This window comes from Streptomyces sp. NBC_00306 (assembly GCF_036169555.1).
Classification (GTDB): domain Bacteria; phylum Actinomycetota; class Actinomycetes; order Streptomycetales; family Streptomycetaceae; genus Streptomyces; species Streptomyces achmelvichensis.
The window spans coordinates 5,267,557-5,293,975 of the sequence record NZ_CP108032.1 but is presented as its reverse complement, the minus strand read 5'-3'; the positions used below and the strand labels follow the sequence as shown (position 1 = coordinate 5,293,975).

The window sequence follows — 26,419 nt, the reverse complement described above, 5'->3', positions numbered from 1 at the left end:
GACGGCAGACCCTAGCCGCCCAGACGCTTGACCGCGGCGGTCACGCGCTCGTCCGTGGCCGTGAGGGCCACCCGGACGAACCGCTCGCCGGCCGGCCCGTAGAAGTCACCGGGCGCGACCAGAATGCCGAGGTCCGCCAGGTGCGCGACCGTGTCCCAGCACGCCTCGTCGCGCGTCGCCCACAGGTAGAGGCTGGCCTCGCTGTGCTCGATGCGGAAGCCGTGGGCCTCCAGGGCCGCCCGCAGCGCGGTGCGCCGGGCGGCGTAGCGGGCCCGCTGCTCCGAGACGTGCGTGTCGTCGCCGAGGGCGGCGATCGTCGCGGCCTGCACCGGCGCCGGCGTCATCATTCCGCCGTGCTTGCGGATCTGGAGCAGCTCACCGAGCACCGCGTCGTCGCCGGCGATGAAGGCGGCGCGGTATCCCGCCAGGTTCGAGCGCTTGGAGAGCGAGTGCACCGCGACGACACCCTCGTAGGTCCCGCCGCAGACGTCCGGGTGCAGCACCGAGACCGGCTCGGCCTCCCAGCCCAGCTCCAGGTAGCACTCGTCGCTGAAGACCAGGATCCCGTGCTCGCGCGCCCAGGCGACGATGCGGACCAGCTCGTCCTTGGCGAGGACCCGCCCGGTCGGATTCGACGGCGAGTTGAGCCAGAGGAGTCGCAGTCCCCGCGGGTCGAGCTCGGTGGGGTCGTCGTACACGACGGGCGTGGCGCCGCACAGCCGGGCGCCGACCTCGTAGGTCGGGTAGGCCAGTCGGGGGTACGCGACCTTGTCGCCGGCGCCGAGCCCGAGCTGGGTCGGCAGCCAGGCCACGAGCTCCTTGGAGCCGACGACCGGCAGCACGTTGGTGTGCGCGACATCGACGGCGCCGAGCCGGCGCTCCACCCAGCCGGTGAGCGCGTCCCGCAGCTCGGACGTGCCCCAGACCGTGGGATAGCCCGGCGAGTCGGCGGCCTCCACGAGGGCCTTCCGGATCAGTTCCGGCACGGAGTCGACCGGGGTGCCGACCGAGAGGTCCACGATGCCGTCCGGGTGGGCCGCGGCCGTCGTCTTGTACGGCTCGAGCTTGTCCCAGGGGAAGGTCGGAAGGCGCGAAGAGACTGCGGACACGAGGGCTTCTCTTTCTCGTTCGTGGGGCCGGCGGCCGGGTGGGGACAAACGCCTCGGTCCCGTACGGACGACGACCGTACGGGACCGGGGACGGCGACAGCTGCCGAGCCGGCTGCTACTGGTTCTGCGGCGGCAGGGCGGCGATGAAGGGGTGGTCACGCTCGATCAGACCGAGCTTGGAGGCACCACCGGGCGAACCGAGCTCGTCGAAGAACTCGACGTTCGCCTTGTAGTAGTCCTTCCACTCTTCCGGAGTGTCGTCCTCGTAGAAGATCGCCTCGACGGGGCAGACCGGCTCACAAGCACCGCAGTCGACGCATTCGTCGGGGTGGATGTACAAGGACCGGGAACCCTCGTAGATGCAGTCGACGGGGCACTCCTCGATGCACGCCTTGTCCTTGACGTCGACACAAGGCTGCGCGATGACGTAGGTCACGCTGTCGTTCCTCCTCGGTAGGGCTGGCATTGCGCGGGAGCGCGGCGTCGTCGATGCCCGCCCCTAGTATCTCCGTTCCTGGGCACGATCCGAACAGGAGGGGCTGGCAGAGCTGTGGAAATCACCGGCGGCGGACGCCTCGAAGTCCGTATTACACCCGCTGACGTGGGCAAACGAGTGTCTGTCCGGCGCCTCGCGGAGGCAACCCCGGGGGGCGAGAAGTTCACCGACACGGTTGGTGTTCTCACATCATGGGACGCGGGTGTGCTGCTGATCACACGGCGGACCGGTGAGAGTGTCCGTATCCCGGAATCGTCGCTGGTCGCGGGCAAGGTGGTACCCGCGGCGCCGGCCCGCCGACGCGGTCCCGCGGCGGACTTCCACGAGCTGGCCCGGGTGACGGCACGGGCCTGGCAGCCGGTGGAGCGCGAACGGCTCGGCGACTGGGAGCTGCGGGCCGCGTCCGGCTTCACCCGGCGCGCCAACTCGGTGCTGCCGCTCGGCGACCCCGGACTGCCGCTCGACGACGCACTGGACCGGGTGCGTGCCTGGTACGAGGAGCGGGGACTGCCCGCGTATGTGCAGACGGCGACCGGTGCGGCCGGGGCGCAGGAGCAGCTGGGCGCCCAGCTGGCGGCGCGCGGCTGGGCGCGCGAGGTGTCGGCGGACCTGCGGATCGGCGCGCTGGCACCCATCGCCGACCTCGACGCGGACGTCGAACGGGTCCGGCTGGCGCGCACCTTCGACGAGTCCTGGCTCCAGCGCTACCAGCGGACCGGTGTGCCCGGCAGCCATGTGCTCAAGGTCCTGGGAAGCGGCCCGTCCGTGTGGTTCGCCTCCGTGGGCAGCGAGGGCACGGTGCCGGCGGCGATCGGACGGTGTGTGGTCGACGGACGCTGGGCGGGCTTCATGGCGGTGGAGGTGGATCCCGCCTACCGGCGCCAGGGACTCGCGACGGCGGTGATGACCTCCCTCGCACGGCGTGCCCTGGAGGAGGGCGCCTCCGCCGCGTGGCTCCAGGTGGAGGAGGACAACGCGGGGGCGGGAGCGCTGTACGAGGGCATGGGGTTCACGACCCTGTACCGCTATCACCACTTCCGATCGGCGTAGACGGGTACGACTGGCGTATGCACGACGATCCCTGGCGGCGGCGGTTCACGGACGAGGCACGCTCCGAGCGGCCCGATCTCGCCCTGCTGTGCCTGCTGATCGGCACGGAGGCGGACCCCGGCCTGGACGAGGCCGGCCTGGACGCGGCCCAGATCGAACTGGACCGTCTCGCCGGCCTGCTTCCCTACGGCGCGAAGAGCCCCCGTGCCTGGGCGGCCGCGCTGGCCGCCCTGCTCGGCGGACGCTGCGACTTCCGCGGGTCCCCCGGCGACTACCAGCGGCTCGAGTCCTCCCTGCTGCACGAGGTGCTCCGGCGGCGCCGCGGTCTGCCGATCCTGCTGTCGGTGGTGTGGATCGAGGTGGCACGGCGTGCGGGCGCGCCGGTGTACGGGGTCGCCCTGCCCGGCCACTTCGTCGTCGGCTTCGGCGAGCCGGGCGAACAGGTCCTGGCCGACCCGTTCGCCGGCGGGCGGCCGCTGACCGGGACCGACGCCGAGCTGCTGGTCGCGGGGGCGACAGGGGCCCCTCTGGACGCCTCCATGCTGACTCCGGCGAGCCCGCTCGACGTGGTGCTGCGCATCCTCAACAACATCCGCGCCTGGGCGGCTGCCCGCCCGGAACAGTCGTCGGTCGCCCTGTGGGCCGTGGAGCTCTCCCTGCTCCTGCCCTCGCATCCCGCGCGGCTGCGCTATGAGCGGGCCCAGCTGCTCGTGCAGCGCGGCGAGTTCATGACGGGCGCGGCCGAGCTGGACGCGTACGCGGACGTGGTCGCGACGGTCGAGCCGGCGACGGCGGAAGCGATCCGGGGACGGGCGCGGGCGGCGCGGTCGCGGCTGAACTGAGGCTCGCTCCCGCGACCGACGGCCGTTGACGACGCCCGGCGTGCACCTCTGTGGGGAATCGGGACCGCCCGTTCGGCGTTCCCCTCGCCGGCAGCCGGCAGTCGGCACCCCTGGCGCGGAGGCCGGCGGCCTGACGCGGTCATCGACGAAGCCCCCGACCAGGTGGGTCGGGGGCTTCGTCGATGACGGTCGCGGGCCGTCGTCAGCTCGGGTCGAGTGCGATCTCGGCGGTCCGCTCGGCCGGGGTGGTGCCTCGCAGCGCCGTCCCCATCGCCTGGGCCACGTCGTCGGCGTTGAGCTGGTGCTTCTTGCCGTCGCCCTTGGTGATCAGCACACCGTCGAAGACGCCGTCGAGCAGCTCGTCGATCGCCTTCTTGTCGTAGACCTCCACGAGCTTCCCGTCGATCGCCTTCATCGACAGGATCTTCGGCAGTGACCGCGCGGGGCCGAACTGGATCTGCTTGCCGCCTGCCTTGATGGTGATCAGGCCGGACATCGCGGGCTCCGCGAAGTCCTTCATCGCCCGGTCGATCTCGGCCTGGGTGATGGTCGGCTGGCGGGCGGCGACGGGCAGTTCCACGAGGTTCGGCCGGCCCGTCTCGACCTGGGCGCGGTACGCGTCCTTGACCGAGATCATGGAACGGCCGACGTCCAGAGCCTGGCCCGCCTTCCCCGGTACCGGGACGACCTTGTCCGGCTCGAACCTGATCGTGCCCTCGGTGGCCGAGCCGGACACGCCGGCCAGGTCCGTGAGCGCGACGCTCAGCTTCTCCTCGTCGACGAGGATCACCGGCTCGGCGACACGCTCGCCGCCGAGGAGGGAACCGATCACCGACACCGGGTTGTAGTCGCTGCCGGCCGCATTGCGCACGGTGGCCTGGCTGTCGAGGGAGAGACCGGCCTTGTCCGGCGCGAGCTGCTCCTTCTTGCCGCCGACCGAGAGTTGGAGCGGCGAGGCCGCACGCTTGCCGAGGGCGGCCTCCAGTTTGTTGACGCCCTGCTCCGTGGAGCCGCCGCCGATGTCGACGCCGAGCACCGTGGTGCTCTTGGGCACCTCGGAGTGGTTCATCAGCAGTCCGGCGCCGTAGGCGACACCGAGCAGACCGACCACACCGGCGCCCGCGAGCACCAGCTTCGACCGGCCCTTCTTGACGGGCTTGGCCGCGGCGGGCCGGGGCTGGGCGGGCCGGGGTGCCGCGTCCGCTCCGGGGGTGGGCACGACGGGACCGGCGGGACCGCCGCCCGGGCCCGCGGGGAACTCGGGTGCGGAGAACTCCCCGGTCTCGTGCGGTCCGGGGATCGGGGGCGCGAGCGGGTTCGGCCCGGGGCCCACGCCCCCTGCGCCGAGCGGTGGGAAGGGCGAGCGGTGGTCGCCGGGAACGACCGGGATGCCACTGGTGAGGGTGTCGCCGGAGACATGGCCGCCGGGACCGGGCGCGGGGTTGGCGAGCGGATCGCCGACCGGGTTCTGCGGGGTGAGCACGGCGGTGTCGTCGGACATCCGCGGGCCACCGGGACCGCCCGGACCACCAGGCCCGCCGATGCCCGGGCCGGGAACACCCGGACCGTGCGGACCGCCGGCGCCGGGACCGCCCGGAACACCGCCGCCGGGGCCGGGAGCACCCTGGTTGCCACCGGGGCGCGGACGGACCGGCATGCTGCCCTTGACCGGACCGCCGGTCGGTCCGGCGGGCTGGCGTGCCCCGGGCGGGGGCGTGCCGCCGCCGGGCGCGAAGCCGTTGGAACCGCCGGACGGCGGGCTGTCCGTGCTCGCCGCCAGATCGCTGAGCGCACTGCGCGGCTGACCGGCCTGCGGGGAGTCGGAGAAGTACGGGATGCCGCTGCCGTTGCTGCCCCCGGAGGGCGCGGGGCCCGCCGTGCCGGCACCGGGCGTGCCGCCCGAGACGGGCGGAGACGGAGCGGGGACCGCGGTCTTGCGCGGAGCGAACCAGTCGCTCGTCGGCGCCTTCTCGTCGGCCTGCGGCTCCGCCGCGGGAGCGGGAGCCTGAGCCGCCTCGGGCCGCGGTGTGCTGCCCGTGCGCTCGCTCTCCTTCTCCGCCGCAGCGGCCGTCGCGGAGGCACGCGTGGAGGCGTCGACGTCGCTCATCGGCGTACGCATCACGACCGGCGGAATCGGCCGCGAGCCCGGGATGTTGATCCGGATGCGCGTCGTCAGCGTGGTCTCGGTCCTCGGCTCGTCCGACTGGGCCTCGGGGGCCCGGTCGGCCGACGCGTCGGCCGGAGCGTCCTGCTGGGGATGCAGCGACGGATACTGGCGCGATCCGTACGGCGGTGTCCCGGAGGGATACGCGGCTCCACCGCGCCCCTGGGGGCCGGCGGACGAACTGTCAGTTTCACGACTCAAAGCAGGTTCTCCCGGTTGGCTCCGCCGCCCGTTTCTTACTGGATAGCTACTGCTGTGGGCGGCTCGGCGGCGCGCACCACCATACTGGCCGCCGCGGACACACGCCCCGTGACTGTGGAAAGCATCATTCCGCAGACCGTGCGCGCACGGTCGGTCCTGCGGCCTGCCACCCTCCGCGGCGACCCACCCTAGGGGTCCCGGGAACCGGCTGCCTGCCGGGGGTGCCGAGCGTCCTTTATCTGCCAAGTCGGCCGGTGGTGCCGCCCGGTTGCACGGGACGCGACATGGTGGCACACATCACAGCCGCCGCCAGACCACCGAGCATGTAGACGAGCGGCCCGATCCCCGCGGAGAACATCCCGTCGCCCTCCGGCCGTCCGATGCTCAGCAGCACGATGGCGGCCAGCCAGCCGGCGGCCGGCGCGACCGCGCCGAGCTGGGTGCCCGTGGCCCGCAGAGCGCCGTAGAACAGACCGGCCGAGCCGGCCAGCGACAGCAGCAACCCGCCCGGGAACCAGGCCCCTTGGACCAGCGAACCCGCCGCGCCGACGACGGCGCCGAGGACGGCGAGACCGAGGTACGCGGCGATGCGTCCGGGCTTCACCGGCCCCGCGAACCAGAGGCCTGGCGTGTGGTCCTGGCTCATGTGCTCACTCCCGCGAAGAGGTCGTGCTCGCGCTCGCCGGACGGCGCGCCCGATGCGCCCTGCACCAACTGGTAGTACTCGGTGGCGAAGATCGGTTGTCCCAGATCGTTGGAGAGTGCGAAGAAGGGGCCGTCCACGACGATTTGGGTGGCGTGGGCGCGCATGGCCGCCGCCTTCCGTTCCGCGTGGGCCGTGCCGTCGATCTCCGTGGTGATCTCGGAATCGTCGACCACGCCCGGAATGTCGTCGATCTCGGCGATGCCGGGGAAGTCCGTTCCGCTCGCGGCCCGTAGGCGGGCGAAGCCTTCCTCGGCGACGGACCGCGGCACCCGGTTCCAGTAGATCTTGGAGACGGTGTGCGCGTCGCCGAGGTCGCGCCGGAAGGCCCGCTCGCCGGCGAGTTCGGCGGCGCGCATGGCGACGCGGTGAGCCTGGATGTGGTCGGGGTGCCCGTAACCCCCGTTCGGGTCATAGGTCACCAGGACCTGGGGGCGCACCGAACGGATGATGTCGACGAGGTACAACGCCGCGTCGTCGACGGGGGTGTTCCAGAAGGCGCCCTCGCGGCGGTTCTGCGGGAGGCCCATCATCCCGGAGTCCCGGAAGCGGCCGGGGCCGCCGAGGAAGCGGTGGTCAAGGACGCCGAGCTCCTTCATCGCCGCGGCGAGCTCGCCGATGCGATGGGCGCCGAGACGGTCCTCGCGGTCGGGTCCGAGGTGGGCGAGGTCGGCCGGAATGACCTCGCCTTCTTCCCCGAGGGTGCAGGTCACCAGGGTGACCTGGGCGCCGGCGGCCGCGTACAGGGCCATCGTCGCGCCGTTGTTGATCGACTCGTCGTCCGGGTGCGCGTGCACCAGGAGAAGACGACGGGCGGGAAGATCCTTCATACGGGACAGACTACGAGGCCGGGTGCGGCCCCGGGGTCCGTGGGCGCGACCCGGGCCCGTCGTCCGGATCAGGCTCTGGCACGTGATCCCTGGAAGGCGACCACCGGAAGGTGATCCCTGGAACGTGGTACCGCGATCCCTAGAACTTGATACCGCCGATCATCCCCGCCACGTTCGTGGTCAGTTCGTTGATGGTGGGGGCGATGGACGAGCTTGCGAGATAGAACCCGAGCAACACGCAGACCGCCGCATGCCCACCCTTGAGCCCGGACTTCCGGACCAGCAGGAAGACGACGATCGCCAGCAGCACCACCGCCGAAATCGAGAGTGCCACGGCGGTTCACCTCCACAGATATTCGGTCGGGACGGGCAGGTTGCATGTGCCAGGGGGGTCATACCCACCTCGCGCTACGGATCATAACTATCCGTACCAACGCATCGATCGGTGCACGGCAGCACGCGGGGGCGCACGAACGCTAGGTTCGGTCGCATGACCACGAGGCAACAGCTCTCCTTCCCGCGCCAGTACGCCAGGACCCAGCGCTTCACGCTCGGCGCACCGCGCGCCTTCACGGTGTCTCCCGACGGATCCCGCGTGGTGTTCATCAGGTCTTCGTCCGGCACCGACCGCGCCGGCCGGCTGTGGGTGCTGGATCTCGATTCGGAGGCCGGACGGCCGCAGGAACGGGTGGCCGCCGATGCGGCCGCGCTGCTCGGCGGGGCGGACGAGAAGCTGTCCCCCGAGGAGCGCGCACGGCGCGAGCGCAGCCGTGAGGGATCGGCGGGGATCGTCGCCTACGCGGTGGACCGTGCGGTCGAGTTGGCGGCCTTCACGCTCTCCGGCCGGCTCCACACGGCCGAGCTGCGCGCCGGGACCGCGCGTGAACTGCCCGTACCCGGACCGGTGATCGACCCGCGCCCGTCCCCCGACGGGCGCTGGATCGCCTACGCGGCCCAGGGCGCGTTGCGGGTGACCGGCGCCGAGGGCGAGGACGACCGGGCGCTCGCCGAGCCGGAGGACGAGGACATCACGTACGGCCTCGCGGAGTTCATCGCGGCCGAGGAGATGGACCGGCTGCGCGGTTTCTGGTGGTCACCGGAGTCGGACCGGCTGCTCGTCGCGCGCGTGGACGAGCGCGATGTGCGGCGCTGGTGGATCTCCGATCCGGCGCATCCGGACCGGGAGCCGGCGCAGGTGGCCTATCCCGCGGCCGGTACGCCCAACGCCGAAGTCCGCCTGTTCCTCGTCACGCTGCAGGGGGAGCGCACGGAGGTGACGTGGGACCGAGCGCGCTACCCCTATCTGGCACGGGTCCACTGGTCGGACGCGGGCGCACCGCTGATGCTCGTCCAGTCGCGCGACCAGCGCACACAAGTACATCTGGCGGTGGACACGGAGAGCGGCACCACCCGAACGGTGCACGTGGACGAGGACCCGGTATGGCTGGATCTCTTCCCCGGCGTCCCCGCCTGGGCGCCGGACGGGCGGCTCGTACGCATCGCGGACGAGGGCGGCGCACGTGTGCTGGCGGTCGGCGACCGGACCCTGACCGGGGCCGGGCTCCAGCTGCGGGCCGTCCTCGACATCGGCGAGAACGACGTCCTGGTCTCCGCGGTGGCCGGCGAGGACGCCGCGGACCCGGAGATCGGCGAGATCCATGTCTACCGGGTCAACGAGCTCGGTACGGAGCGGATCTCGGAGGGCGCGGGGGTGCACTCGGCCGTGCGCTCGGGTCCGGTGACGGTGCTCGCCTCGTCCCGTCCGGATGCCCCCGGGACGACGGTCCAGGTGCTGCGGGAGGGCAAGCCGGTCGCCACCGTGGCGTCGCACGCCGAGCAACCGGTGCTCACCGCGCACCCGCGGCTGTGCGAGGCGGGCGCACGGAGGATTCCATGCGCCGTCCTGCTGCCGACCGCGTACCAGGAGTCGGACGGACCGCTTCCGGTGCTGATGGACCCGTACGGAGGGCCGCACGGACAGCGGGTGTTCGCCGCGCACAACCCCTATCTCACCTCGCAGTGGTTCGCGGACCAGGGCTTCGCGGTGATCGTCGCGGACGGGCGGGGATCGCCGGGCCGCTCCCCCGGCTGGGAGAAGGCGATCAAGGACAACTTCCCGCTGACGCTGGAGGATCAGATCGAGGCCCTGCACGGACTCGCCTCGTCCTTTTCGCTCGACCTGGAGCGGGTGGGCATCCGGGGCTGGTCGTACGGCGGCTATCTGGCGGCGCTCGCCGTGCTGCGACGGCCGGATGTCTTCCACGCGGCGGTGGCGGGGGCTCCGGTGAGTGACATGCAGCTGTACGACACCCACTACACGGAGCGGTATCTCGGCGATCCGGCCGAGCGGCCGGAGGTCTACGCGGCGAACTCACTGGTGACGAAGGACGGTTTGACCGCACTGGAGAACCCGGCGAGGCCGCTGATGATCATCCATGGGCTGGTGGACGACAATGTGGTGGTGGCACACACGCTGCGTCTGTCGTCCGCCCTGCTGGCGGCGGGCAGGCCACATGAGGTGCTGCCGCTGACCGGGGTGACGCACATGACCCCGCAGGAGCAGATCGCGGAGAACCTGCTGCTTCTCCAGGTGGACTTCCTGAAGAGGTCACTGGGAATGCGGTAGCGAAGACGCGCTCCCCCGGCCGCCTCACCAGCCCGGCGGGCGTCTCGACGGCGGTGGCGGGCCGGGCGCCCAGCCGTAGACCGGCTGCGCCACGGGCTCCCGGCGGGCGAGCACCACCAGCAGAAGCACTCCCGCCGCCGCCTGGAACAGCCAGGACAGCACCAGCAGTTGGTCGAGGCCGGACAACTCCCCCAGCCGGGGCACGAGGTCGCCCCGTACGGCGGCGTCGACGCCACGCGCACCCTGGCCGAGGATCAGGAGCGCGGACACCAGCCCGAGCGGCCGGGCGAAGGCCGCCTGGCTCAGCGCGGCACTGCCCGCCACCACGGCCAGGAGTGCGGTCACCGCCGCCAGCCAGCCGGGAGGCGTCCCGAGTGGCGGGAGCATGACAGATTTACTGCCGGTGAAGCGGTCGAGATAGGTTCCGCCGCCGGACCGGGCGGCCGCGCGGATCTCCCAGCCCGCGAGCACCACCGCGGACGCACCCAGCAGCACGGCGGCCAGCAGTCCCGATCCCCGCTGCGGCCGCAGCGGCAGCGAGGGCACCTGCCGGCCCGCCGCCGCCACGATCAGCAGCCCGACGCCGAGTCCCGTCGCCGCGAAGACGCAGTACAGGGCGCGCGTGCGCAGATCGCCCGTGGCGCGCAGGTCCATCCAGGAGGAGCTGAGGACCCACAGCCCCGGGATCCACAGGGCGAGCGTGACGATCCCGGCGACGGCCGGGGCCGCCGCGCCGGCATGCGGACGCAGCGCGGCCGCGCCGACACACACGTACACAACCAGCAGGAGCAGGGTTTCGAGGGTGGTCGCGAGCCGGGCGGAAGGGGCACCGCGGTGCCCCCCTCCGGTCCAGAACCGCCACAGTCCGAGGGGGTCGTCGAGCACGCCGAGGTCACGGACGATCCATCCGCCCACGATCACCGCGAGCGCGGCGCACAGCACCGCTCCGGTGATCCTGGCCCCCCGCGTAAGCGTCACGCATTCGATCCTGCATGTGCACGCAGAGGTGAACAAGGGCGCCACGCGCGGCCCTTGCGACCGGCCGGGGCCACATGGCGAACCCCGGCCGGCCTACGGCACCCGCACGGCCGTACGCTGTCGAGCCTGGCCCGTTCGTATATCGGAGATGCGACGGTCAAGTTGCCTGCATGTTAAAGAACTTGATGGGCATTCATCCACTTATGTCGCTCGGTTCCGGCTCTCGCCGGGACATGCTCAGGACGGCACCACGTGCTTCTCCTCGGCGAAATGGCACGCGGACGGGTGCCTCGCCGGCCCCTCGGCCGAGCGGAACTCCGCCGGCACCTCCAGCAGCGGGACCTCCAGAGCGCAGCGTTCCTGCGCCTTCCAGCAGCGCGTGCGGAAGCGGCAGCCGGACGGGATGTTCGCCGGGGAGGGCACGTCACCGCCGAGGATGATCCGCTCCCGGTGCTCACGCGCATCCGGGTCCGGCACCGGGACCGCGGACAGCAGGGCCTGGGTGTACGGATGCGTCGGGTGGTCGTAGATCTCCTCGTCCCTGCCGATCTCCACCACCCGCCCCAGGTACATCACGCCGACCCGGTCCGAGATGTGCCGGACGATCGAGAGGTCGTGGGCGATGAACACATAGCTGAGGCTGAACTCTCTCTGCAGCGTGGCCAGCAGATTGATGACCTGCGCCTGCACGGACACGTCGAGGGCGGAGACGGGCTCGTCGGCGACGATGATCTCCGGCTGGAGGGCGAGCCCTCGCGCGATGCCGATCCGCTGCCGCTGGCCACCGGAGAACTGGTGGGGATAGCGATTGATGTACTCGGGGTTGAGCCCGACGACGTCCAGCAGGTCCTGCACCTTGCGGCGCCGGTCGCCCTTCGGCGCGACCTCCGGGTGGATCTCGTACGGCTCCCCGATGATGTCGCCGACCGTCATCCGCGGGTTGAGCGAGGTGTACGGGTCCTGGAACACCATCTGGATGTTCCGGCGCACCGCCTTCAGCGCACGCCCGGACAGCTTGGTGATGTCCTCGCCGCGGTAGCGGATCACCCCGGCCGTCGGCCGTTCCAGATGGACCAGCATCCTGGCGAGGGTGGATTTCCCGCAGCCGGACTCCCCCACGATGCCGAGCGTCTCGCCCGCCGTCAGGTCGAGATCGACACCGTCGACCGCCTTGACCGCGCCCACCTGCTTCTTGAACAGGACGCCCTGCGTGAGCGGGTAATGCTTGACGAGGTCACGCACCTCCAGGATCGGCTCAGCCATGGAGAGTCTCCTCCCAGAAGTGGCAGGCGCTTCTGCGCTCCGGTGACACCTCGTACAGCGGCGGTACGTCCCTGCGGCAGATGTCCCGCGCCATCGGACAGCGCGGGTTGAAGGCGCAGCCGGGCGGGATGTCCATCAGGTTCGGCGGCAGGCCCTTGATCGCGTACAGCTCACGGCCCTTCTGGTCCAGGCGCGGGATCGACTCCAGCAGGCCCTTGGTGTACGGGTGGGCAGGAGCCTTGTAGATGTCGTGGACGGGGGCCGTCTCGACGATCCGGCCCGCGTACATCACGGCGATCCTGTCCGCGACGTCGGCCACCACCCCCAGGTCGTGGGTGATCAGGACGAGTCCCATCGCGAGCTCGCTCTGGAGCGTGGCCAGCAGGTCCATCACCTGGGCCTGGACGGTGACATCGAGCGCGGTCGTGGGTTCGTCGGCGATGATCAGGGCCGGTTCGAGCGCCAGGGCCATGGCGATCATGATGCGCTGGCGCATACCGCCGGAGAACTGGTGCGGGTACTGACCCACCCGCTCCTTCGCCCCCGGGATGCCGACCCGCTCCATCAGTTCGACGGCCTTCGCCCGGGCCTCTTTGCGTTTCATCCCGCGGTGCACGACGAACATCTCGCCGAGCTGGTCGCCGACGCTGAGCACCGGGTTCAGCGAGGAGAGCGCGTCCTGGAAGATCATGGCCATCCCGGCCCCGCGGATCTTCCGCCGCTCGTCCTCCTTGAGCGTCAGCAGGTCCTGTCCGCGGAAGAGGATCTCGCCGCCGGTGATCTTTCCCGGAGGGACGTCCAGGATGCCCATGACGGCCTGTGCGGTGACGGACTTCCCCGAGCCGGACTCGCCGAGCACGGCGAGCGTCTCGCCCTCGGCGACCGTGAAGGCGACGCCGTTGACGGCCCTGGCGACACCGTCGCGGGTGTGGAACTCCACATGCAGGTCGCGCACTTCGAGCAGCGGCGCGTCGGCCCGGGTCTCGACGGTCATGACGGCTCCTCAGCGCAGCTTGGGGTCGAGGGCGTCGCGCACCGCGTCGCCGAGCATGATGAACGCCAGCACCGTGATCGCCAGCGCGCCCGCCGGCCAGAGCAGCATGTGCGGGGCGTTGCGGATGTAGGGCGAGGCGGACGAGATGTCGATGCCCCAGGAGACGGTCGGCGGTTTCAGGCCGACGCCGAGGAACGAGAGGGTCGCCTCCAGGGAGATGTAGGTGCCGAGGGCGATGGTGGCGACCACGATGACGGGTGCGACGGCGTTGGGCGCGATGTGGCGCAGCAGCATCCGCGCGTTGGACGCCCCGAGCGCCCGCGCCGCCTGGACGTAGTCGTTCTGCCGCGCGGTGATGACCGAGCCGCGCGCGATGCGGGAGAGCTGCGGCCAGCCGAGCAGCACCATGAAGCCGACGACCGGCCACACGGTGGTGCTGGTGACGACGGACAGCAGGACGAGTCCGCCGAGGACGACAGGGATGCCGAAGAAGATGTCGGTGACGCGGGACAGGATCGCGTCCGACGCCCCGCCGAAGAAGCCGGCGAGCCCGCCGAGGACGGAGCCGATCAGAGCGACGCCGAGCGTGGCGCAGACGCCCACGGTGACCGACGCGCGGGCGCCGTAGACGGTCCGGGTGTAGACGTCGCAGCCCTGGCCGTTGAAGCCGAAGGGATGGCCCGGCTGGGAGCCCTCCTGCGCCTTGGCGAGGTCGCACTGGAGCGGGTTGCCCGAGGCGATCAGCGACGGCCAGATGGAGATGACGACCAGGAACAGGATGACCAGCGCGGAGATGATGAAGACGGGATTGCGGCGCAGGTCGCGCCAGGCGTCCGACCAGAGGCTGCGCGGTTTGCCGGACGGGCCGGTGCCCTGCGGGCCTCCCGGTGTCTTCTCCAGCGTCTCGGCCTCGCTCATGGCCAGGTCGGTGGCGCCACCCGCGCCCGTCGACGCGATCGCTCCCCCGTCGTCGTAGTGCGGCTCAGGCATAGCGGATCCTCGGGTCGAGTACGGCATAGAGCAGGTCGACGATGAGATTCGCCACCAGGAAGACCAGCACCAGGACGGTCACGAAGCCGACGACGGTCTGGGTGTTCTGGCGGAGGATGCCCTGATACAGCTGGTAGCCGACGCCGTGGATGTTGAAGATGCGCTCGGTGACGATCGCCCCGCCCATCAGGGCGCCGATGTCGGTGCCGATGAAGGTGACCACCGGGATCAGCGAGTTGCGCAGCAGATGACGGCTGATCACCCGGCCCCGGGGCAAGCCCTTGGCCTTCGCGGTGCGGACGTAGTCGGAGCGGGCGTTCTCGGCGATGGACGTGCGGGTGAGGCGGGTGACGTACGCCAGTGAGACGGAGGCGAGGACGAGACCGGGGATCAGCAGTTCGTCGAGCGGCGCCTCGGGCGAGACGGCCGGTTTGATCAGACCCCACTCGACGCCCAGCAGCAGCTGGAGGAGCAGACCGGTGACGAAGGTCGGGACCGAGATCACGACCAGGGTCAGCAGCAGGACTCCGGTGTCGACGGGCCGGCCGCGGCGCAGCCCGGTGATCACCCCGAGCGTGATGCCGATGACGATCTCGAAGACGATCGCCACGATGGTGAGCCGGATGGTCACCGGGAAGGCCTCGGCCATCAGCTCGGTGACCTTCTGACCGTTGAAGGCGGTCCCGAAGTCGCCGGTGAAGACGTTGCCCATGTAGATGAGGTATTGCTGCCACACGGGCTTGTCGAGGCCGAACTCCGCTCGCAGCTGGGCCGAGGTCGCCGGGTCGCACTGCCGGTCGCCGCAGAGGCCCGCGATGGGGTCTCCCATCACGTTGACCATGAGAAAGATCAGCAGGGTCGCGCCGAAAAAGACCGGGATCATCTGGAGCAGACGCCGGATCACATAACGTCCCATGAAGGTCTCCGGGGGTCGTGGGAAGGAACGCGGCCCGGCGCGTGGGACACGCCGGGCCGGCACTTCCGGCGTCAGTTGACCTTGATCTCGTTGTAGACGGGGACGCTGAAGGGGTTCAGCGAGACGTTGGAGATGCGCTCCGAGTAGCCGGCGCTGCCGTTCTGGTACCAGAGCGGGATGGCCGCCATCTGGTCCCGTACGACCTCCTCGGCCTGCTGGAAGGTCTCGACGGCCTTGGCGACGTCCGTCTCCGCGTTGGCCTGGTCGACGAGCTTGTCGAACTCCTTGTTGGTCCACTTGCCGTCGTTGGACGAGGCGTTGGTGTAGTAGAGCGGCTGGAGGAAGTTCTGGATGAGCGGGTAGTCCATCTGCCAGCCGGCGCGGAACGGGCCGCGCATCTTCAGCTGGGTGATCTGGTTGCGGAAGTCGGCGAAGGTGCCGACGGGATTGCCGACGCAGGCCCGGTCGTTGCCGAGCGCGTTGTTGATGCTGTTGCAGACGGCGTCGATCCAGTCCTTGTGCGAGCCGGTGTCCGCGTTGTACGTGAGCTTCATCTGGCCGCCGGGGATACCGCCGCCCTCGGCGACCAGCTTCTTCGCCTCGGCGGCGTTGTACTCGCAGGCCTTGCCGCACAGGGTCTCGCTGAAGCCGCCGTCCGCGCCGAGCACCGGTGAGGTCCAGTCCTTCGCGGGTGTACGGGTCTTCTGGAAGATGGTGTCGGTGATCTGTTCCCGGTTGATCGCCATGGACAGCCCGGTGCGGACCTTGGCGCCGTTCGGCGTGTTCCAGGCCTTGTCGTAGTACGGGAAGGCGAGCGTCTGGATGATGCCGGCGGGCGTGTTGATGTACCGGCCGCCGAGATCCGCCTCCACGTTCTTGAGCTGGGAGGCGGGCACGTCGTCGACGAGGTCGAGGTTGCCGGCGGTCAGGTCGGTGTAGGCGGTGTTGTTGTCGGTGTAGACGTTGAGGTCGACACCGCCGTTCTGCGCCTTGTCGGGCCCCTTGTACCCGTCCCATCGGCGCATGGCCATCTTCGAGCCCTTGGCGTACGAGTCGACGGCGTACGGGCCGTTGCCGATCGGCTTGGCGATCCACGCGTCGTGGTCGTCGAAGAAGGCCTTGGGCAGCGGCGCGAAAGCGGCGTAGCCGAGGGTGTCGGGCCAGGTGGAGAACTTCTGGGAGAGCTTCACGGTGAAGGTCGTGGGGCTCACGACCTTGAGGCCGGACAGGGTCTGGGCGGTGGGCGCGCCCGACTCGGGGTGGACCGCGGCGTAGCCGTCGATGTAGCCGAAGAAGTAGGCGTTCTTCTGATTGTTCTTCAGGTTCGCGCCGTAGTTCCAGGCGTCGACGAACGACTGGGCGGTCACCTTCTCCCCGTTGCTGAAGTTCCAGCCGTCCTTGATGGTGATCGTGAAGTTCACCGAGTCGGCGGTGTCGATCTTCGAGGCGATCATGTCCTGGGCCTCGCCGGTCTTCGGGTCGTATCTCTTCAGACCGCGGAAGAGCATGTCGAGGACCTTGCCGCCCTGCACCTCGTTGGTGTTGGCGGGCTCGAGCGGATTCTGCGGATCGCCCCAGGATGAGGACACGATCCCGTCGGCGCCGCTGCCGCCGCTGTCGCTGCCACCGCCGCAGGCCGTGGCCGCGAGGGCGAGGGCCATCGCACATGCGGCCCAGGGGACGTGCGTGGCTCGACGCATGGGGTGCCTCCCGAGATCTGGGTCGTACTGTGGCCCAAATATCACCCCATCCAGGATCTAACGCACTTTCAGGGCATCCGGCCGGGCAGGGCTGCTGCCGGGCGGGTGACCTCCCAGGTGTCGACGGCGTAGTGCGAGGTCATGCCGTGTGCTTCGTAGAGAGCGAGGGCCTTCGACTCGTTCCGGGTGTCGACTCCGAGGCCGATGGTGTCGCGGCCACGGGCGGCGTACGTGGCGAAGGCATGACGGAGCAGATGTCCGCCGACCCCGCGGCCCCGGGCGGACTTCAGCACACCGATGTTGCGGATCCAGCCCATGGCCTCGCGGTCGTCCCGGGTCAGCATCACCGCGACGTCGCCCTCGTCGGCGAGCGAGGCGATCCAGACCAACGACCAGTCCAGCCGGGTGCCGTGGACGTCGTCCAGCCACTGCTCGTAGCCGCGGGCGTGATGGTCGAAGTGCTCGGCGAAGGTCTCCTCCACCAGGGCGTGCGCCAGCCGGCGGTCGGCCTCCGCGCGGCAGTCGCGCAGCGTCAGCCCGGTGGGCGGCTCGGGCGGGAGGTCGTCCGCGACGGCCAGCGGGCGCGTCATGACCTGATAGCGACGCACGGTCCGCCAGCCGCGGCGTTCGAGCAGTGCCGTGTCGACGGCCGGTCTCGTGTTGAGCTGAAGATGCAGCACGGCCCGCTCGGTACCGTCCTCCGCGGCCTTCTGCGCCGCCCGGGCCTCGATCAGCTCCAGCAGGACGACCGCGGCCGCGGACCGGCCGGGCAGGACGTAGTGGTCGACGCCTATGTCCCCGTCGCCGGAGTCGCTCCAGAGCATCCCGAACGCGACCAGGTCACGGCCCTCGGACACCAGCCAGGTGTCACGGACGAGGTCGAGGTCACAGTGGGCGAGGTCCGCCTCGACGGTGTGCAGATCGGTCTCGGCGCGGCCGATCTCGACGAGGTCGACGGCGTTGAGCAGGGCGCAGACGGCGGGGGCGTCGGCGAGCGTCGCCGGCCGCACGGTCAGGTCATCCATCGGGCCACTGTCGGGGCCGCGTCCGGCGCGGCGCAACGCGTTTTCGCGCGGTGGTACGAGGCCCGCGCGGTGGTACCAGGCTCATGCGGTGGTCCGGAGTTCTCGCGGTGTCCGCGGTCCTGCGTTGTCCCAGGACGACGAAGGCGCCCGGACCGTTCGGTCCGGGCGCCTTCGTTCATCCGCGGTGCGCGCTACACGGCGTGGACGACGTCCTTCTCCTCCGCGAAGTGGCACGCCGACTCGTGCGCCACCGGGGAGTCCAACCCCTTGAAGGGCTCGGGGATCGCCAGCAGCGGCACCTCCTCGGCGCACTTGTCCTGGGCCTTCCAGCAACGGGTGCGGAAGCGGCAGCCCGACGGCGGGTTCGCCGGCGACGGGACGTCACCGGTCAGGATGATCCGCTCGCGCCTCTCGCGGGCCTCCGGGTCGGGGACCGGGACCGCGGAGAGCAGCGCCTGGGTATAGGGGTGCGTCGGGTGGTCGTAGATCTGCGTGTCCGTGCCGATCTCGGCCATCTTGCCGAGGTACATCACGCCGACCCGGTCCGAGATGTGCCGGACGATCGACAGGTCGTGGGCGATGAAGATGTAGGAGAGGTTGAACTCGTCCTGCAGGTTCTCCATCAGGTTGATGACCTGTGCCTGGACGGAGACGTCCAGGGCCGAGACCGGCTCGTCGCAGATGATGATGTCCGGGTTGAGCGCCAGGCCACGGGCGATGCCGATGCGCTGGCGCTGACCGCCGGAGAACTGGTGCGGGTACCGGTTGATGTACTCCGGGTTGAGGCCCACGACGTCCAGGAGCTCCTGGACCTTGCGGCGGCGGTCGCCCTTGGGTGCCACCTCCGGGTGGATGTCGAAAGGCTCCCCGATGATGTCGCCGACCGTCATACGGGGGTTGAGCGAGGTGTACGGGTCCTGGAACACCATCTGGATGTTGCGGCGTACGGCCTTGAGCGCCCGGCCGGAGAGCCGGGTGATGTCCTGGCCCTTGTAGAACACCTCGCCGGCGGTCGCTGTTTCCAGCGTCATCAGCAGCTTGGCGACGGTGGACTTGCCACAGCCGGACTCGCCGACGATGCCGAGGGTCTCGCCCTGGTAGAGGTCGAAGGAGATCCCGTCCACGGCCTTGACCGCGCCGACCTTCTTCTTGAAGAGGATGCCCTGGGTCAGCGGGAAGTGCTTGACCAGGTTGCGGACCTGAAGGATCGGCTCACCCTGAGAGACGGGCGCCTCGATGGCGGCAACGGCCTCGGCCTCGGTGGCGGCGTCGAAGGTATCGACATCGGTGACGTTCGGGGTGGCGTCCACGGCGTCCGTCGGCTCGTCGGTCTTCTTGAGCTCAGCCATGGATCGTCTCCTTCCAGTAATGGCACGCGCTGCCGCGGCCGACCAGTTCCGTGCCGTCCTGCTCGGTGACCGGAAGCAGTGCCGGGATCTCGGAGCGGCAGATGTCCTCCGCCTTGGTGCAGCGCGGGTTGAACGCACAACCGGACGGTACGCGCAGCAGGTTGGGCGGCAGGCCCTTGATGGCAAACAGCTCCTGGCCCTTCTGGTCCAGGCGCGGAATGGAGTCGAGAAGGCCCCGGGTGTACGGGTGCGCGGGGCGCTTGTACAGCTCGTGCACCGGGGCGGTCTCGACGATCCGGCCCGCGTACATGACCGCGATCTTGTCCGCGACGTCGGCAACCACGCCGAGGTCGTGGGTGATCAGGATCAAGCCCATGTTGTACTCGCGCTGCAACTCCGCGAGCAGCTCCATGACCTGGGCCTGGACGGTGACGTCGAGCGCGGTCGTGGGCTCATCGGCGATGATCAGGTCCGGTTCCAGGGCGAGCGCCATCGCGATCATGATGCGCTGGCGCATACCGCCCGAGAACTGGTGCGCGTAGTCGTTGACCCGGGCCTTGGCGGCGGGGATCTTGACCTTGTCCATCAGCTCGATGGCCTTGGCCTTGGCGTCCTTCTTGGACAGGCCCTGGTGGACCCGGAACATCTCGCCGAGCTGGTAGCCCACGGTGAGGACCGGGTTCAGCGAGGAGAGCGCGTCCTGGAAGATCATGGCGATCTTGCGGCCACGGATCTGCCTGCGCTCCTCGTAGGACATCGTGAGCATGTCCTGGCCGCGGAAGAAGATCTCGCCCTGCGGGATCTTGCCGGGCGGCATGTCGAGGATGCCCATGATCGCCTGCGCGGTCACGGACTTGCCGGAGCCGGACTCGCCGAGCACCGCGAGCGTCTCACCGGCGTTCACGCTGTAGTTGACACCGTTGACCGCCTTGGCCACACCTTCGCGGGTGTGGAACTCCACATGCAGGTCGCGGACTTCGAGCAGCGAGCCATCGTAGTCGTCGCCGTCGCGCGGGGCGGGGACAGACGCGGTCTTGTCGATGATGGTCATGTCTTACGCCCTCCTCAGCGCAGCTTGGGATCGAGGGCGTTGCGCACGGCTTCGCCGAGCATGATGAACGCCAGAACGGTGATGCTCAGCATGATCGACGGGTACAGCAGAATGTGCTGCGCCGTACGGATCTGCTGGACACCGGTGGAGATGTCGACGCCCCAGGAAACGATGGGCGAGGAGAGGCCCAGACCCAGGTACGACAGGGTCGCCTCGGCCGAGATGTAGCCACCGAGCGCGATGGTCGCGACGACAATGACCGGCGCCATGGCGTTCGGCAGAATGTGCCGCAACAGGATCCGGGTGGTGCCGGCACCAAGGGCCTTGGCGGCCTGGACGTAGTCGGCCTGCTTGATGGTGATCACCGCACCGCGCATGACACGGGTGATCTGGGTCCAGCCGAGGAACGCGAGGGCGAAGACGACCACCCAGATGGTGCGCTCGGTGAAGGACTGCAGCACGACCATGGCACCGAGCAGGAACGGGATACCGAAGAAGATGTCGGTGACCCGGGAGAGAATCGCGTCCGTGATGCCGCCGAAGTAGCCGGCGACCATGCCCATGATGCTGCCGACGATGGTGACGATCAGGGTGACGCAGATGCCCACGATGACCGAGGCACGGGTGCCGTGGATGAGGCGGGCATACACGGAGCGGCCCTGGCCGTCATAGCCGAGCCAGCCCTCCGAGCCGACGCTGCCCAGGTCAGGTTTGCCGAGATAGTGGTGCACCAGGTCGCCGACGGTGGGCGAGGCGCTGGTGAACCAGCTCGGGAAGGCCGTGATGACCAGAAGGAAGAAGATCAGGACGGACGCGACCAGGAAATAGGGGTTGCGGCGGAGGTCCTGCCAGGCGTCTCCCCACAGGCTGCGCGCCTTGTCACGCTTCTGGGGCGCGGGCTCGGCTGCGGAGGGCGGCGCGATGGCGTCCTCGGTCGCGGAAACCGCGGTCTTGGTCACGTCAGGCATAACGGATCCTCGGGTCCAGGACCGCATACAGCAGGTCGATGAGCAGGCTGGTGGCGAGGTAGACGAGCACCAGGATGGTGACGAGTCCGACCAGGGTCGTGCCCTCACGTCGGCTGATCGACTCGTAGATGACGCCGCCGATGCCCTTGACGTTGAAGATGCCTTCGGTGACCACCGCGCCGCCCATCAGAGCGCCGACGTCGGTGCCGAGGAAGGTGACGACGGGGATCATCGAGTTGCGCATCAGGTGGACACCGATGACCCGCCTCTTGGGCAGACCCTTGGCCACGGCCGTGCGCATGTAGTCGGCGCGCAGGTTCTCCGCCATCGAGGTGCGGGTGAGCCGGGCGACGTACGCGAGCGACAGGCCACCGAGCACGATGGCGGGCGCGATCAGCTCGGACCACTTCTGCTCGTTGCTGACGTTCGGCGCCATCCAGCCCAGCTCGAAGGCGAAGACCATCTTGATGATGAAGCCGAGGACGAAGACCGGGATCGAGATGATCAGCAGAGTGAAGATCAGGATCGCGTTGTCGGCGAGGCGCCCGGCCCGCAGACCGGCGATGACACCGAGGCCGATGCCGAAGATGAGCTCGAAGGCGAAGGCCAGCGCCGCGAGTTGCAGCGTGATGGGGAACGCGTCGCCCAGCACTTCGGTGACCGGCCGCCCGTTGCGGATCTGGTTACCGAAGTCGAAGTGCAGGACGATATTGGTCATGTAGTTCCAGTACTGCTCCCAGAGCGGGAGGTCCAGCCCCAGCTCATGTCTCTTCGCGGCGAGAGTCGCGGGGTCGACACCCTTGTCGCCGAACAGACCCGCCACGGGGTCGCCAGGCAGGCTGTAGACCATGAAGAAGATCAGAAAGGTTGTCCCGAGGAATACCGGGATCATCTGGAGCAGTCGTCGTGCGACATAGCGCCCCATCATGCCTCCGTTGAAATATGACAGCCGCAACCAACGGGCCCTCCCCCGACAACCGCGCCCCAGCGGGTACGCGAATGTCGTGGAAGGGCCCCCCGGCCGCTGCGTAAGGCGCCGTTGCGGACTGGCGATTCGTCAGGCCCGCAACGGCTATCGGACTACGCCTGGGTGATTACTTCCTGACCTCGACGCCGGTCAGGATCGGGTCACCGTCCTGGCCGTACTTCACGCCGGAAACCTTCTCCGAGTAGCCCGCGTTGGTCTTGTAGTACCAGAGCGGGATCGACGGCATGTAGTTGACCAGGTCCTTCTCGATGGCCTGGAACTGCTTCACCGAGTCGTCAAGCGTCGCGGCGCTGTCAGCAGCCGCGATCTTGGCGTCCAGCGCCTTGTTGGAGAAGTCACCCTGGTTGCCCGCCGCGCCCGTACGGAACAGGTCGCTGATGAAGTTGGAGTTGACGGGGTAGTCCAGCACCCAGCCGGAACGGTAGATCGACTTGACCTGCTTGCTCTTACGAGCGGTCAGGTCGGCCTGGAAGTCCGGCTTGCTGTCACCGGTGCACTTGACACCGGTGGCCTGGGTGATGCTGTTGCAGACCGCGTCGACCCACTCCTTGTGGCCGCCGTCGGCGTTGAACTGGATGAAGATCTCGTTCTTCGGGACGCCGCCACCGGCCTTGATGAGCGCCTTGGCCTTGGCGGGGTCGAACTTGGTGACGTCGCCCGCGGCGTTGTCCTGATAGCCCACGACACCCTTGGCGACCCAGCCCGTGGCCGGCTCACGCGTACCCTGCAGCACCGTCTTGGTGATGGTGGCGCGGTCGATGGCCATGGACAGACCCTGGACGACCTTCGGGTCGACCTGCTTCGGCTTCTTCCACTGGTCCGCGTAGAAGGCGATGGCCAGCGTCTGGATCGCGGAGTACGGCTGGTCGACGGCGCGGTCGCCGAGGTCGTCGCGGTAGACCGGGAGGTCCTTCGGGCCGATCTGACGCAGGACGTCGACGTTGCCGGACTTCAGGTCCTCGTAGGCGGCCTCGAGGGTGGTGTAGTTCTTGAAGAGCACACCACCGTTCTTCGCCTTGTTCGGGCCCTTGTAGTCGTCGTAACGGACGATCTTGATCTGCTTCTTGTGGTCCCAGCTCTCGAACTTGTAGGGACCGTTTCCGACCGGCTTCTCGCCTGCGGCCTTCGGGTTCGCGTAGAACGACGCGGGCAGCGGCGCGAAGACGATGTAGGCGAGCTTGTGACCGAAGGCCGGGACCGCGCTCTTCAGCTCGATGGTGAAGGTGCTGTCGTCGACGACCTTCAGGCCCTCCATGGCCTTGGCGGTCGGCTTGGCGCCTTCCTTCTCCGGGTGCAGGGCTTCGAAGCCCTTGATGTCCGCGAACCAGGAGGACAGCCCCTGGGCGTTGGTGATGTTGGCGTTCCAGTTCCACGCGTCCACATAGGACTTGGCGGTCACCGGGGTGCCGTCGTGGAATGCCCAGCCCTTCTTGAGCTTGACGGTCCACGTCTTGGAGTCGGTGGTCTCCACCGACTCGGCGTTGATCATCTCCAGCGAGCCATCGGCCTTGTAGTCGACCAGGGTCGAGAACAGGCCGGCCATGACAGCAGAGCCGTTGGACTCCATCGTGTCGCCGGTGTGCAGGAGCTTCTCCGGCTCACCCAGCTCGACGGAGAAGATCCCGTTTGGGTCCACTTCACCCTTGGCGTCGGAGCCGCTGTCGCCACCGCCACCACAGGCGGTCGCTGCCAGAGCGACGACTATCGCACCCGCTACCCACTTGGCGCTCTTGGCACCGCGCATGGGTTCCTCCTCATGAGTCCACTTGTCACTACGAGAAGGGCAAAGGTAGGTGCGCCGACACCCCTGACGGCGCTCGCTCAATGCCCCGAGTGTGCTCGTGAGTCGGCGCTCCCCACAGCGCATGACCCATTGACCCGAGCTCAATGGAGCCAACTATTAAGTACGACCGGGCCGTAAACCACACTTAAAGGGTCTCGTTTTGACAACATCAGCCGACCACGGATGCCCGAAATCCGGACAAAGCGAGCACAGACAGACACCCGCGAAACGGACCGTTAACACATGTTCCGGAGAGCGGTGGCCGATAAACGGACACTCGGGACCTCAAAGCCCGCAGAAATCCGATTGACGAACGGCCCGGACCTCCACAGATTCTGCGGAGGTCCGGGCCGTGTCACTGACGCGGTGTCAGGGCGCCGCGGGCGGCCCGCCGGAGTCCGGCGTCACCGCTGTCCGTCCGCGCCCTGTCGATCAGCCGTGCTTGGCGCGCGAGGCCGCACGGGCGCGCTCGCGGCCGTCCAGCTTCACCTTGCGGATGCGAATGGACTCCGGGGTCACCTCGACGCACTCGTCGTCGCGGCAGAACTCCAGCGACTGCTCCAGGGAGAGCTTGCGCGGCGGGACGATCGCCTCGAACGAGTCGGCCGAGGAGGACCGCATGTTCGTGAGCTTCTTCTCCTTGGTGATGTTCACGTCCATGTCGTCGGAGCGCGAGTTCTCGCCGACGATCATGCCCTCGTACACCTCGGTGCCGGGCTCGGTGAACAGCACACCGCGCTCCTGGAGGTTGGTCATCGCGAACGCGGTGACGGCACCGGAGCGGTCGGCGACCAGCGAGCCGTTGTTACGGGTCGTCAGAGGGCCGAACCAGGGCTCGTGGCCCTCGTGGATGGAGTGGGCGATGCCGGTGCCGCGAGTGCCCGTCAGGAACTCCGTACGGAAGCCGATGAGGCCACGGGACGGGACGACGAACTCCATGCGGACCCAGCCGGAGCCGTGGTTCGACATGTTGTCCATCCGGCCCTTGCGGACGCCCATGAGCTGCGTGACCGCGCCCATGTGCTCCTCGGGCACGTCGATCGTCATGCGCTCGACGGGCTCGTGGACCTTGCCGTCGACCTCCTTGGTGACGACCTGCGGCTTGCCGATGGTCAGCTCGAAGCCCTCACGGCGCATCTGCTCGACCAGGATGGCCAGCGCCAGCTCACCGCGGCCCTGCACCTCCCAGGCGTCGGGGCGCTCGGTGTCCAGGACGCGCAGCGAGACGTTACCGACGAGCTCGCGGTCGAGGCGGTCCTTGACCTGGCGGGCCGTGACCTTGCGGTCCTTGACCGCGGACTTGGCGTCCGCGCCCTTGCCGGTACCGCCGCGGCCGACCAGCGGCGAGGTGTTCGTGCCCACCGTCATGGAGATCGCGGGCTCGTCGACCGTGATCAGCGGCAGCGCGATCGGGTTCTCCGGGTCGGCCAGCGTCTCGCCGATCATGATGTCGGGGATACCGGCGACGGCGCAGATGTCACCGGGGCCCGCCATCTCGGCCGGCTTGCGGGTGAGCGCCTCGGTCATCATCAGCTCGCTGATGCGGACGTTGGCGATGGTGCCGTCCCGCTTGATCCAGGCCACGGTCTGGCCCTTGCGCAGCTCGCCCTGCTCGACGCGGAGCAGCGCGATACGGCCGAGGAAGTTGTCGGCGTCCAGGTTGGTGACGTGGGCCTGGAGCGGCGCGGTCTCGTCGTACTCGGGCGCCGGGACGTGCTCGAGGATGGTGGTGAAGAACGGCTCGAGGTTGTCGCTGTCCGTGGGGACGGTGCCGTCCTCCGGCTTGGTCAGCGAGGCGACGCCGTCACGGGCGCAGGCGTAGACGATCGGGAACTCGATCTGGTCCTCGTCCGCGTCCAGGTCCAGGAACAGGTCGTAGGTCTCGTCGACGACCTCGGCGATCCGGGAGTCCGGGCGGTCCGTCTTGTTGATGCAGAGGATGACGGGCATCCGGGCCTGAAGGGCCTTGCGGAGCACGAAGCGGGTCTGCGGGAGAGGGCCCTCGGAGGCGTCCACGAGCAGGACGACCGCGTCGACCATCGACAGACCGCGCTCGACCTCGCCGCCGAAGTCGGCGTGACCGGGGGTGTCGATGATGTTGATGGTGATCGGGGCGCCGCCGGCCTTGGGGTGGTACTTCACGGCGGTGTTCTTCGCCAGGATCGTGATGCCCTTCTCACGCTCCAGGTCGTTCGAGTCCATCATGCGGTCGTCGAGGTGCTCGGCGGCGTGCGCGGCGAAGGCGCCGGCCTGCTTCAGCATGGCGTCGACCAGGGTGGTCTTGCCATGGTCGACGTGGGCGACGATGGCAACGTTACGGATGTCGTGGCGCGTGGGCATGCTGGCTGGCGCTTCTCTCGATCGGGGATCAGGCGTCTGACCGTCATGGCCTC

General features: G+C 69.2%; 22 protein-coding genes. 3 read left to right on the top strand and 19 right to left on the bottom strand.

Annotation, left to right across the window (positions count from 1 at the left end; genetic code table 11):
- Nucleotides 1-11 precede the first annotated feature (11 nt).
- Complete coding sequence (locus tag OHA05_RS23725; protein ID WP_328861652.1) at nucleotides 12-1,109, bottom strand: bifunctional succinyldiaminopimelate transaminase/glutamate-prephenate aminotransferase; 1,098 nt, start codon at nucleotides 1,107-1,109, stop codon at nucleotides 12-14.
- Between the two features lie 115 nt (nucleotides 1,110-1,224).
- Nucleotides 1,225-1,545, bottom strand: a complete 321-nt coding sequence (fdxA, locus tag OHA05_RS23720) for a ferredoxin (RefSeq protein ID WP_018089397.1) — start codon at nucleotides 1,543-1,545, stop codon at nucleotides 1,225-1,227.
- A 114-nt stretch (nucleotides 1,546-1,659) separates the two neighbouring features.
- Here fdxA and OHA05_RS23715 point away from each other — a divergent pair, with 114 nt between their 5' ends.
- Together OHA05_RS23715 and OHA05_RS23710 are read left to right on the top strand one after the other, a co-directional pair.
- The gene (locus tag OHA05_RS23715; protein ID WP_328861651.1) at nucleotides 1,660-2,655 is read left to right on the top strand and encodes a GNAT family N-acetyltransferase; all 996 of its coding nucleotides are present in this window, start codon (nucleotides 1,660-1,662) and stop codon (nucleotides 2,653-2,655) included.
- Between the two features lie 17 nt (nucleotides 2,656-2,672).
- Nucleotides 2,673-3,497: a transglutaminase-like domain-containing protein gene (locus OHA05_RS23710; protein WP_313944295.1), complete on the top strand. Its 825-nt coding sequence runs from the start codon at nucleotides 2,673-2,675 to the stop codon at nucleotides 3,495-3,497.
- 202 nt (nucleotides 3,498-3,699) lie between these two features.
- Here the strand turns inward: OHA05_RS23710 and OHA05_RS23705 are convergent, their stop codons facing one another.
- From OHA05_RS23705 to OHA05_RS23690, 4 genes are all read right to left on the bottom strand, one after another.
- Entirely contained in the window at nucleotides 3,700-5,862 is a 2,163-nt protein-coding gene (locus OHA05_RS23705; protein ID WP_313944296.1) for a hypothetical protein, read from the bottom strand.
- Nucleotides 5,863-6,097: 235 nt separating this feature from the next.
- Nucleotides 6,098-6,508, bottom strand: coding sequence for a DUF6113 family protein (locus OHA05_RS23700; RefSeq protein ID WP_313944297.1), 411 nt, complete (start codon nucleotides 6,506-6,508; stop codon nucleotides 6,098-6,100).
- Complete coding sequence (mshB, locus tag OHA05_RS23695; RefSeq protein ID WP_328861650.1) at nucleotides 6,505-7,395, bottom strand: N-acetyl-1-D-myo-inositol-2-amino-2-deoxy-alpha-D-glucopyranoside deacetylase; 891 nt, start codon at nucleotides 7,393-7,395, stop codon at nucleotides 6,505-6,507. Before mshB ends, OHA05_RS23700 begins: the two co-directional genes overlap by 4 nt.
- A gap of 139 nt (nucleotides 7,396-7,534) precedes the next feature.
- Nucleotides 7,535-7,729, bottom strand: coding sequence for a hypothetical protein (locus OHA05_RS23690; RefSeq protein WP_142213873.1), 195 nt, complete (start codon nucleotides 7,727-7,729; stop codon nucleotides 7,535-7,537).
- Between the two features lie 156 nt (nucleotides 7,730-7,885).
- On the opposite strand from OHA05_RS23690, the gene OHA05_RS23685 reads away from it, so the two are divergent.
- Entirely contained in the window at nucleotides 7,886-10,021 is a 2,136-nt protein-coding gene (locus OHA05_RS23685) for a S9 family peptidase (protein WP_328861649.1), read from the top strand.
- A 24-nt stretch (nucleotides 10,022-10,045) separates the two neighbouring features.
- On the opposite strand, the gene OHA05_RS23680 is transcribed toward OHA05_RS23685, so the two are convergent.
- The 13 genes from OHA05_RS23680 to typA all read right to left on the bottom strand — a co-directional run bounded on the left by OHA05_RS23680 (nucleotide 10,046) and on the right by typA (nucleotide 26,366).
- Nucleotides 10,046-10,999, bottom strand: a complete 954-nt coding sequence (locus tag OHA05_RS23680; protein ID WP_328861648.1) for a hypothetical protein — start codon at nucleotides 10,997-10,999, stop codon at nucleotides 10,046-10,048.
- Between the two features lie 237 nt (nucleotides 11,000-11,236).
- Nucleotides 11,237-12,262, bottom strand: coding sequence for an ABC transporter ATP-binding protein (locus OHA05_RS23675; RefSeq protein WP_313944301.1), 1,026 nt, complete (start codon nucleotides 12,260-12,262; stop codon nucleotides 11,237-11,239).
- Complete coding sequence (locus tag OHA05_RS23670) at nucleotides 12,255-13,256, bottom strand: ABC transporter ATP-binding protein (protein ID WP_328861647.1); 1,002 nt, start codon at nucleotides 13,254-13,256, stop codon at nucleotides 12,255-12,257. The genes OHA05_RS23675 and OHA05_RS23670 overlap by 8 nt, the downstream gene beginning before the upstream one ends.
- 9 nt (nucleotides 13,257-13,265) lie before the next feature.
- Nucleotides 13,266-14,246 (bottom strand): ABC transporter permease, encoded by a 981-nt coding sequence (locus OHA05_RS23665; protein WP_328861646.1) that lies wholly within the window; start codon nucleotides 14,244-14,246, stop codon nucleotides 13,266-13,268.
- Complete coding sequence (locus OHA05_RS23660; protein WP_313944304.1) at nucleotides 14,239-15,162, bottom strand: ABC transporter permease; 924 nt, start codon at nucleotides 15,160-15,162, stop codon at nucleotides 14,239-14,241. Before OHA05_RS23660 ends, OHA05_RS23665 begins: the two co-directional genes overlap by 8 nt.
- Before the next feature lie 71 nt (nucleotides 15,163-15,233).
- Nucleotides 15,234-16,862, bottom strand: a complete 1,629-nt coding sequence (locus tag OHA05_RS23655; RefSeq protein ID WP_328861645.1) for a peptide ABC transporter substrate-binding protein — start codon at nucleotides 16,860-16,862, stop codon at nucleotides 15,234-15,236.
- A 68-nt stretch (nucleotides 16,863-16,930) separates the two neighbouring features.
- Nucleotides 16,931-17,887, bottom strand: coding sequence for a GNAT family N-acetyltransferase (locus OHA05_RS23650; protein ID WP_328861644.1), 957 nt, complete (start codon nucleotides 17,885-17,887; stop codon nucleotides 16,931-16,933).
- A 191-nt stretch (nucleotides 17,888-18,078) separates the two neighbouring features.
- Nucleotides 18,079-19,236 carry an ABC transporter ATP-binding protein gene (locus tag OHA05_RS23645; protein ID WP_313944307.1) on the bottom strand — a complete coding sequence of 386 codons (1,158 nt, stop codon included), beginning with the start codon at nucleotides 19,234-19,236 and terminating at the stop codon, nucleotides 18,079-18,081.
- Nucleotides 19,229-20,287, bottom strand: a complete 1,059-nt coding sequence (locus tag OHA05_RS23640; protein WP_313944308.1) for an ABC transporter ATP-binding protein — start codon at nucleotides 20,285-20,287, stop codon at nucleotides 19,229-19,231. Before OHA05_RS23640 ends, OHA05_RS23645 begins: the two co-directional genes overlap by 8 nt.
- A 14-nt stretch (nucleotides 20,288-20,301) precedes the next feature.
- Entirely contained in the window at nucleotides 20,302-21,255 is a 954-nt protein-coding gene (locus OHA05_RS23635; RefSeq protein WP_313944309.1) for an ABC transporter permease, read from the bottom strand.
- Nucleotides 21,248-22,180, bottom strand: coding sequence for an ABC transporter permease (locus OHA05_RS23630; RefSeq protein WP_313944310.1), 933 nt, complete (start codon nucleotides 22,178-22,180; stop codon nucleotides 21,248-21,250). The genes OHA05_RS23635 and OHA05_RS23630 overlap by 8 nt, the downstream gene beginning before the upstream one ends.
- A 169-nt stretch (nucleotides 22,181-22,349) precedes the next feature.
- Nucleotides 22,350-23,987, bottom strand: a complete 1,638-nt coding sequence (locus OHA05_RS23625; RefSeq protein ID WP_313944311.1) for a peptide ABC transporter substrate-binding protein — start codon at nucleotides 23,985-23,987, stop codon at nucleotides 22,350-22,352.
- A 471-nt stretch (nucleotides 23,988-24,458) separates the two neighbouring features.
- Nucleotides 24,459-26,366 (bottom strand): translational GTPase TypA, encoded by a 1,908-nt coding sequence (gene typA / locus OHA05_RS23620; RefSeq protein ID WP_313944312.1) that lies wholly within the window; start codon nucleotides 26,364-26,366, stop codon nucleotides 24,459-24,461.
- Between the last annotated feature and the right edge of the window lie 53 nt (nucleotides 26,367-26,419).

Excerpts from the sequence above, each read along its gene's own strand:
- OHA05_RS23710 (WP_313944295.1), top strand. The coding sequence starts at position 2,673 with ATGCACGACGATCCCTGGCGGCGGCGGTTCACGGACGAGGCACGCTCC.
- OHA05_RS23700 (WP_313944297.1), bottom strand. The coding sequence starts at position 6,508 with ATGAGCCAGGACCACACGCCAGGCCTCTGGTTCGCGGGGCCGGTGAAG.
- mshB (WP_328861650.1), bottom strand. The coding sequence starts at position 7,395 with ATGAAGGATCTTCCCGCCCGTCGTCTTCTCCTGGTGCACGCGCACCCG.
- OHA05_RS23685 (WP_328861649.1), top strand. The coding sequence starts at position 7,886 with ATGACCACGAGGCAACAGCTCTCCTTCCCGCGCCAGTACGCCAGGACC.
- OHA05_RS23675 (WP_313944301.1), bottom strand. The coding sequence starts at position 12,262 with ATGGCTGAGCCGATCCTGGAGGTGCGTGACCTCGTCAAGCATTACCCG.
- OHA05_RS23670 (WP_328861647.1), bottom strand. The coding sequence starts at position 13,256 with ATGACCGTCGAGACCCGGGCCGACGCGCCGCTGCTCGAAGTGCGCGAC.
- OHA05_RS23665 (WP_328861646.1), bottom strand. The coding sequence starts at position 14,246 with ATGCCTGAGCCGCACTACGACGACGGGGGAGCGATCGCGTCGACGGGC.
- OHA05_RS23660 (WP_313944304.1), bottom strand. The coding sequence starts at position 15,162 with ATGGGACGTTATGTGATCCGGCGTCTGCTCCAGATGATCCCGGTCTTT.
- OHA05_RS23655 (WP_328861645.1), bottom strand. The coding sequence starts at position 16,862 with ATGCGTCGAGCCACGCACGTCCCCTGGGCCGCATGTGCGATGGCCCTC.
- OHA05_RS23650 (WP_328861644.1), bottom strand. The coding sequence starts at position 17,887 with ATGGATGACCTGACCGTGCGGCCGGCGACGCTCGCCGACGCCCCCGCC.
- OHA05_RS23645 (WP_313944307.1), bottom strand. The coding sequence starts at position 19,236 with ATGGCTGAGCTCAAGAAGACCGACGAGCCGACGGACGCCGTGGACGCC.
- OHA05_RS23640 (WP_313944308.1), bottom strand. The coding sequence starts at position 20,287 with ATGACCATCATCGACAAGACCGCGTCTGTCCCCGCCCCGCGCGACGGC.
- OHA05_RS23635 (WP_313944309.1), bottom strand. The coding sequence starts at position 21,255 with ATGCCTGACGTGACCAAGACCGCGGTTTCCGCGACCGAGGACGCCATC.
- OHA05_RS23630 (WP_313944310.1), bottom strand. The coding sequence starts at position 22,180 with ATGGGGCGCTATGTCGCACGACGACTGCTCCAGATGATCCCGGTATTC.
- OHA05_RS23625 (WP_313944311.1), bottom strand. The coding sequence starts at position 23,987 with ATGCGCGGTGCCAAGAGCGCCAAGTGGGTAGCGGGTGCGATAGTCGTC.
- typA (WP_313944312.1), bottom strand. The coding sequence starts at position 26,366 with ATGCCCACGCGCCACGACATCCGTAACGTTGCCATCGTCGCCCACGTC.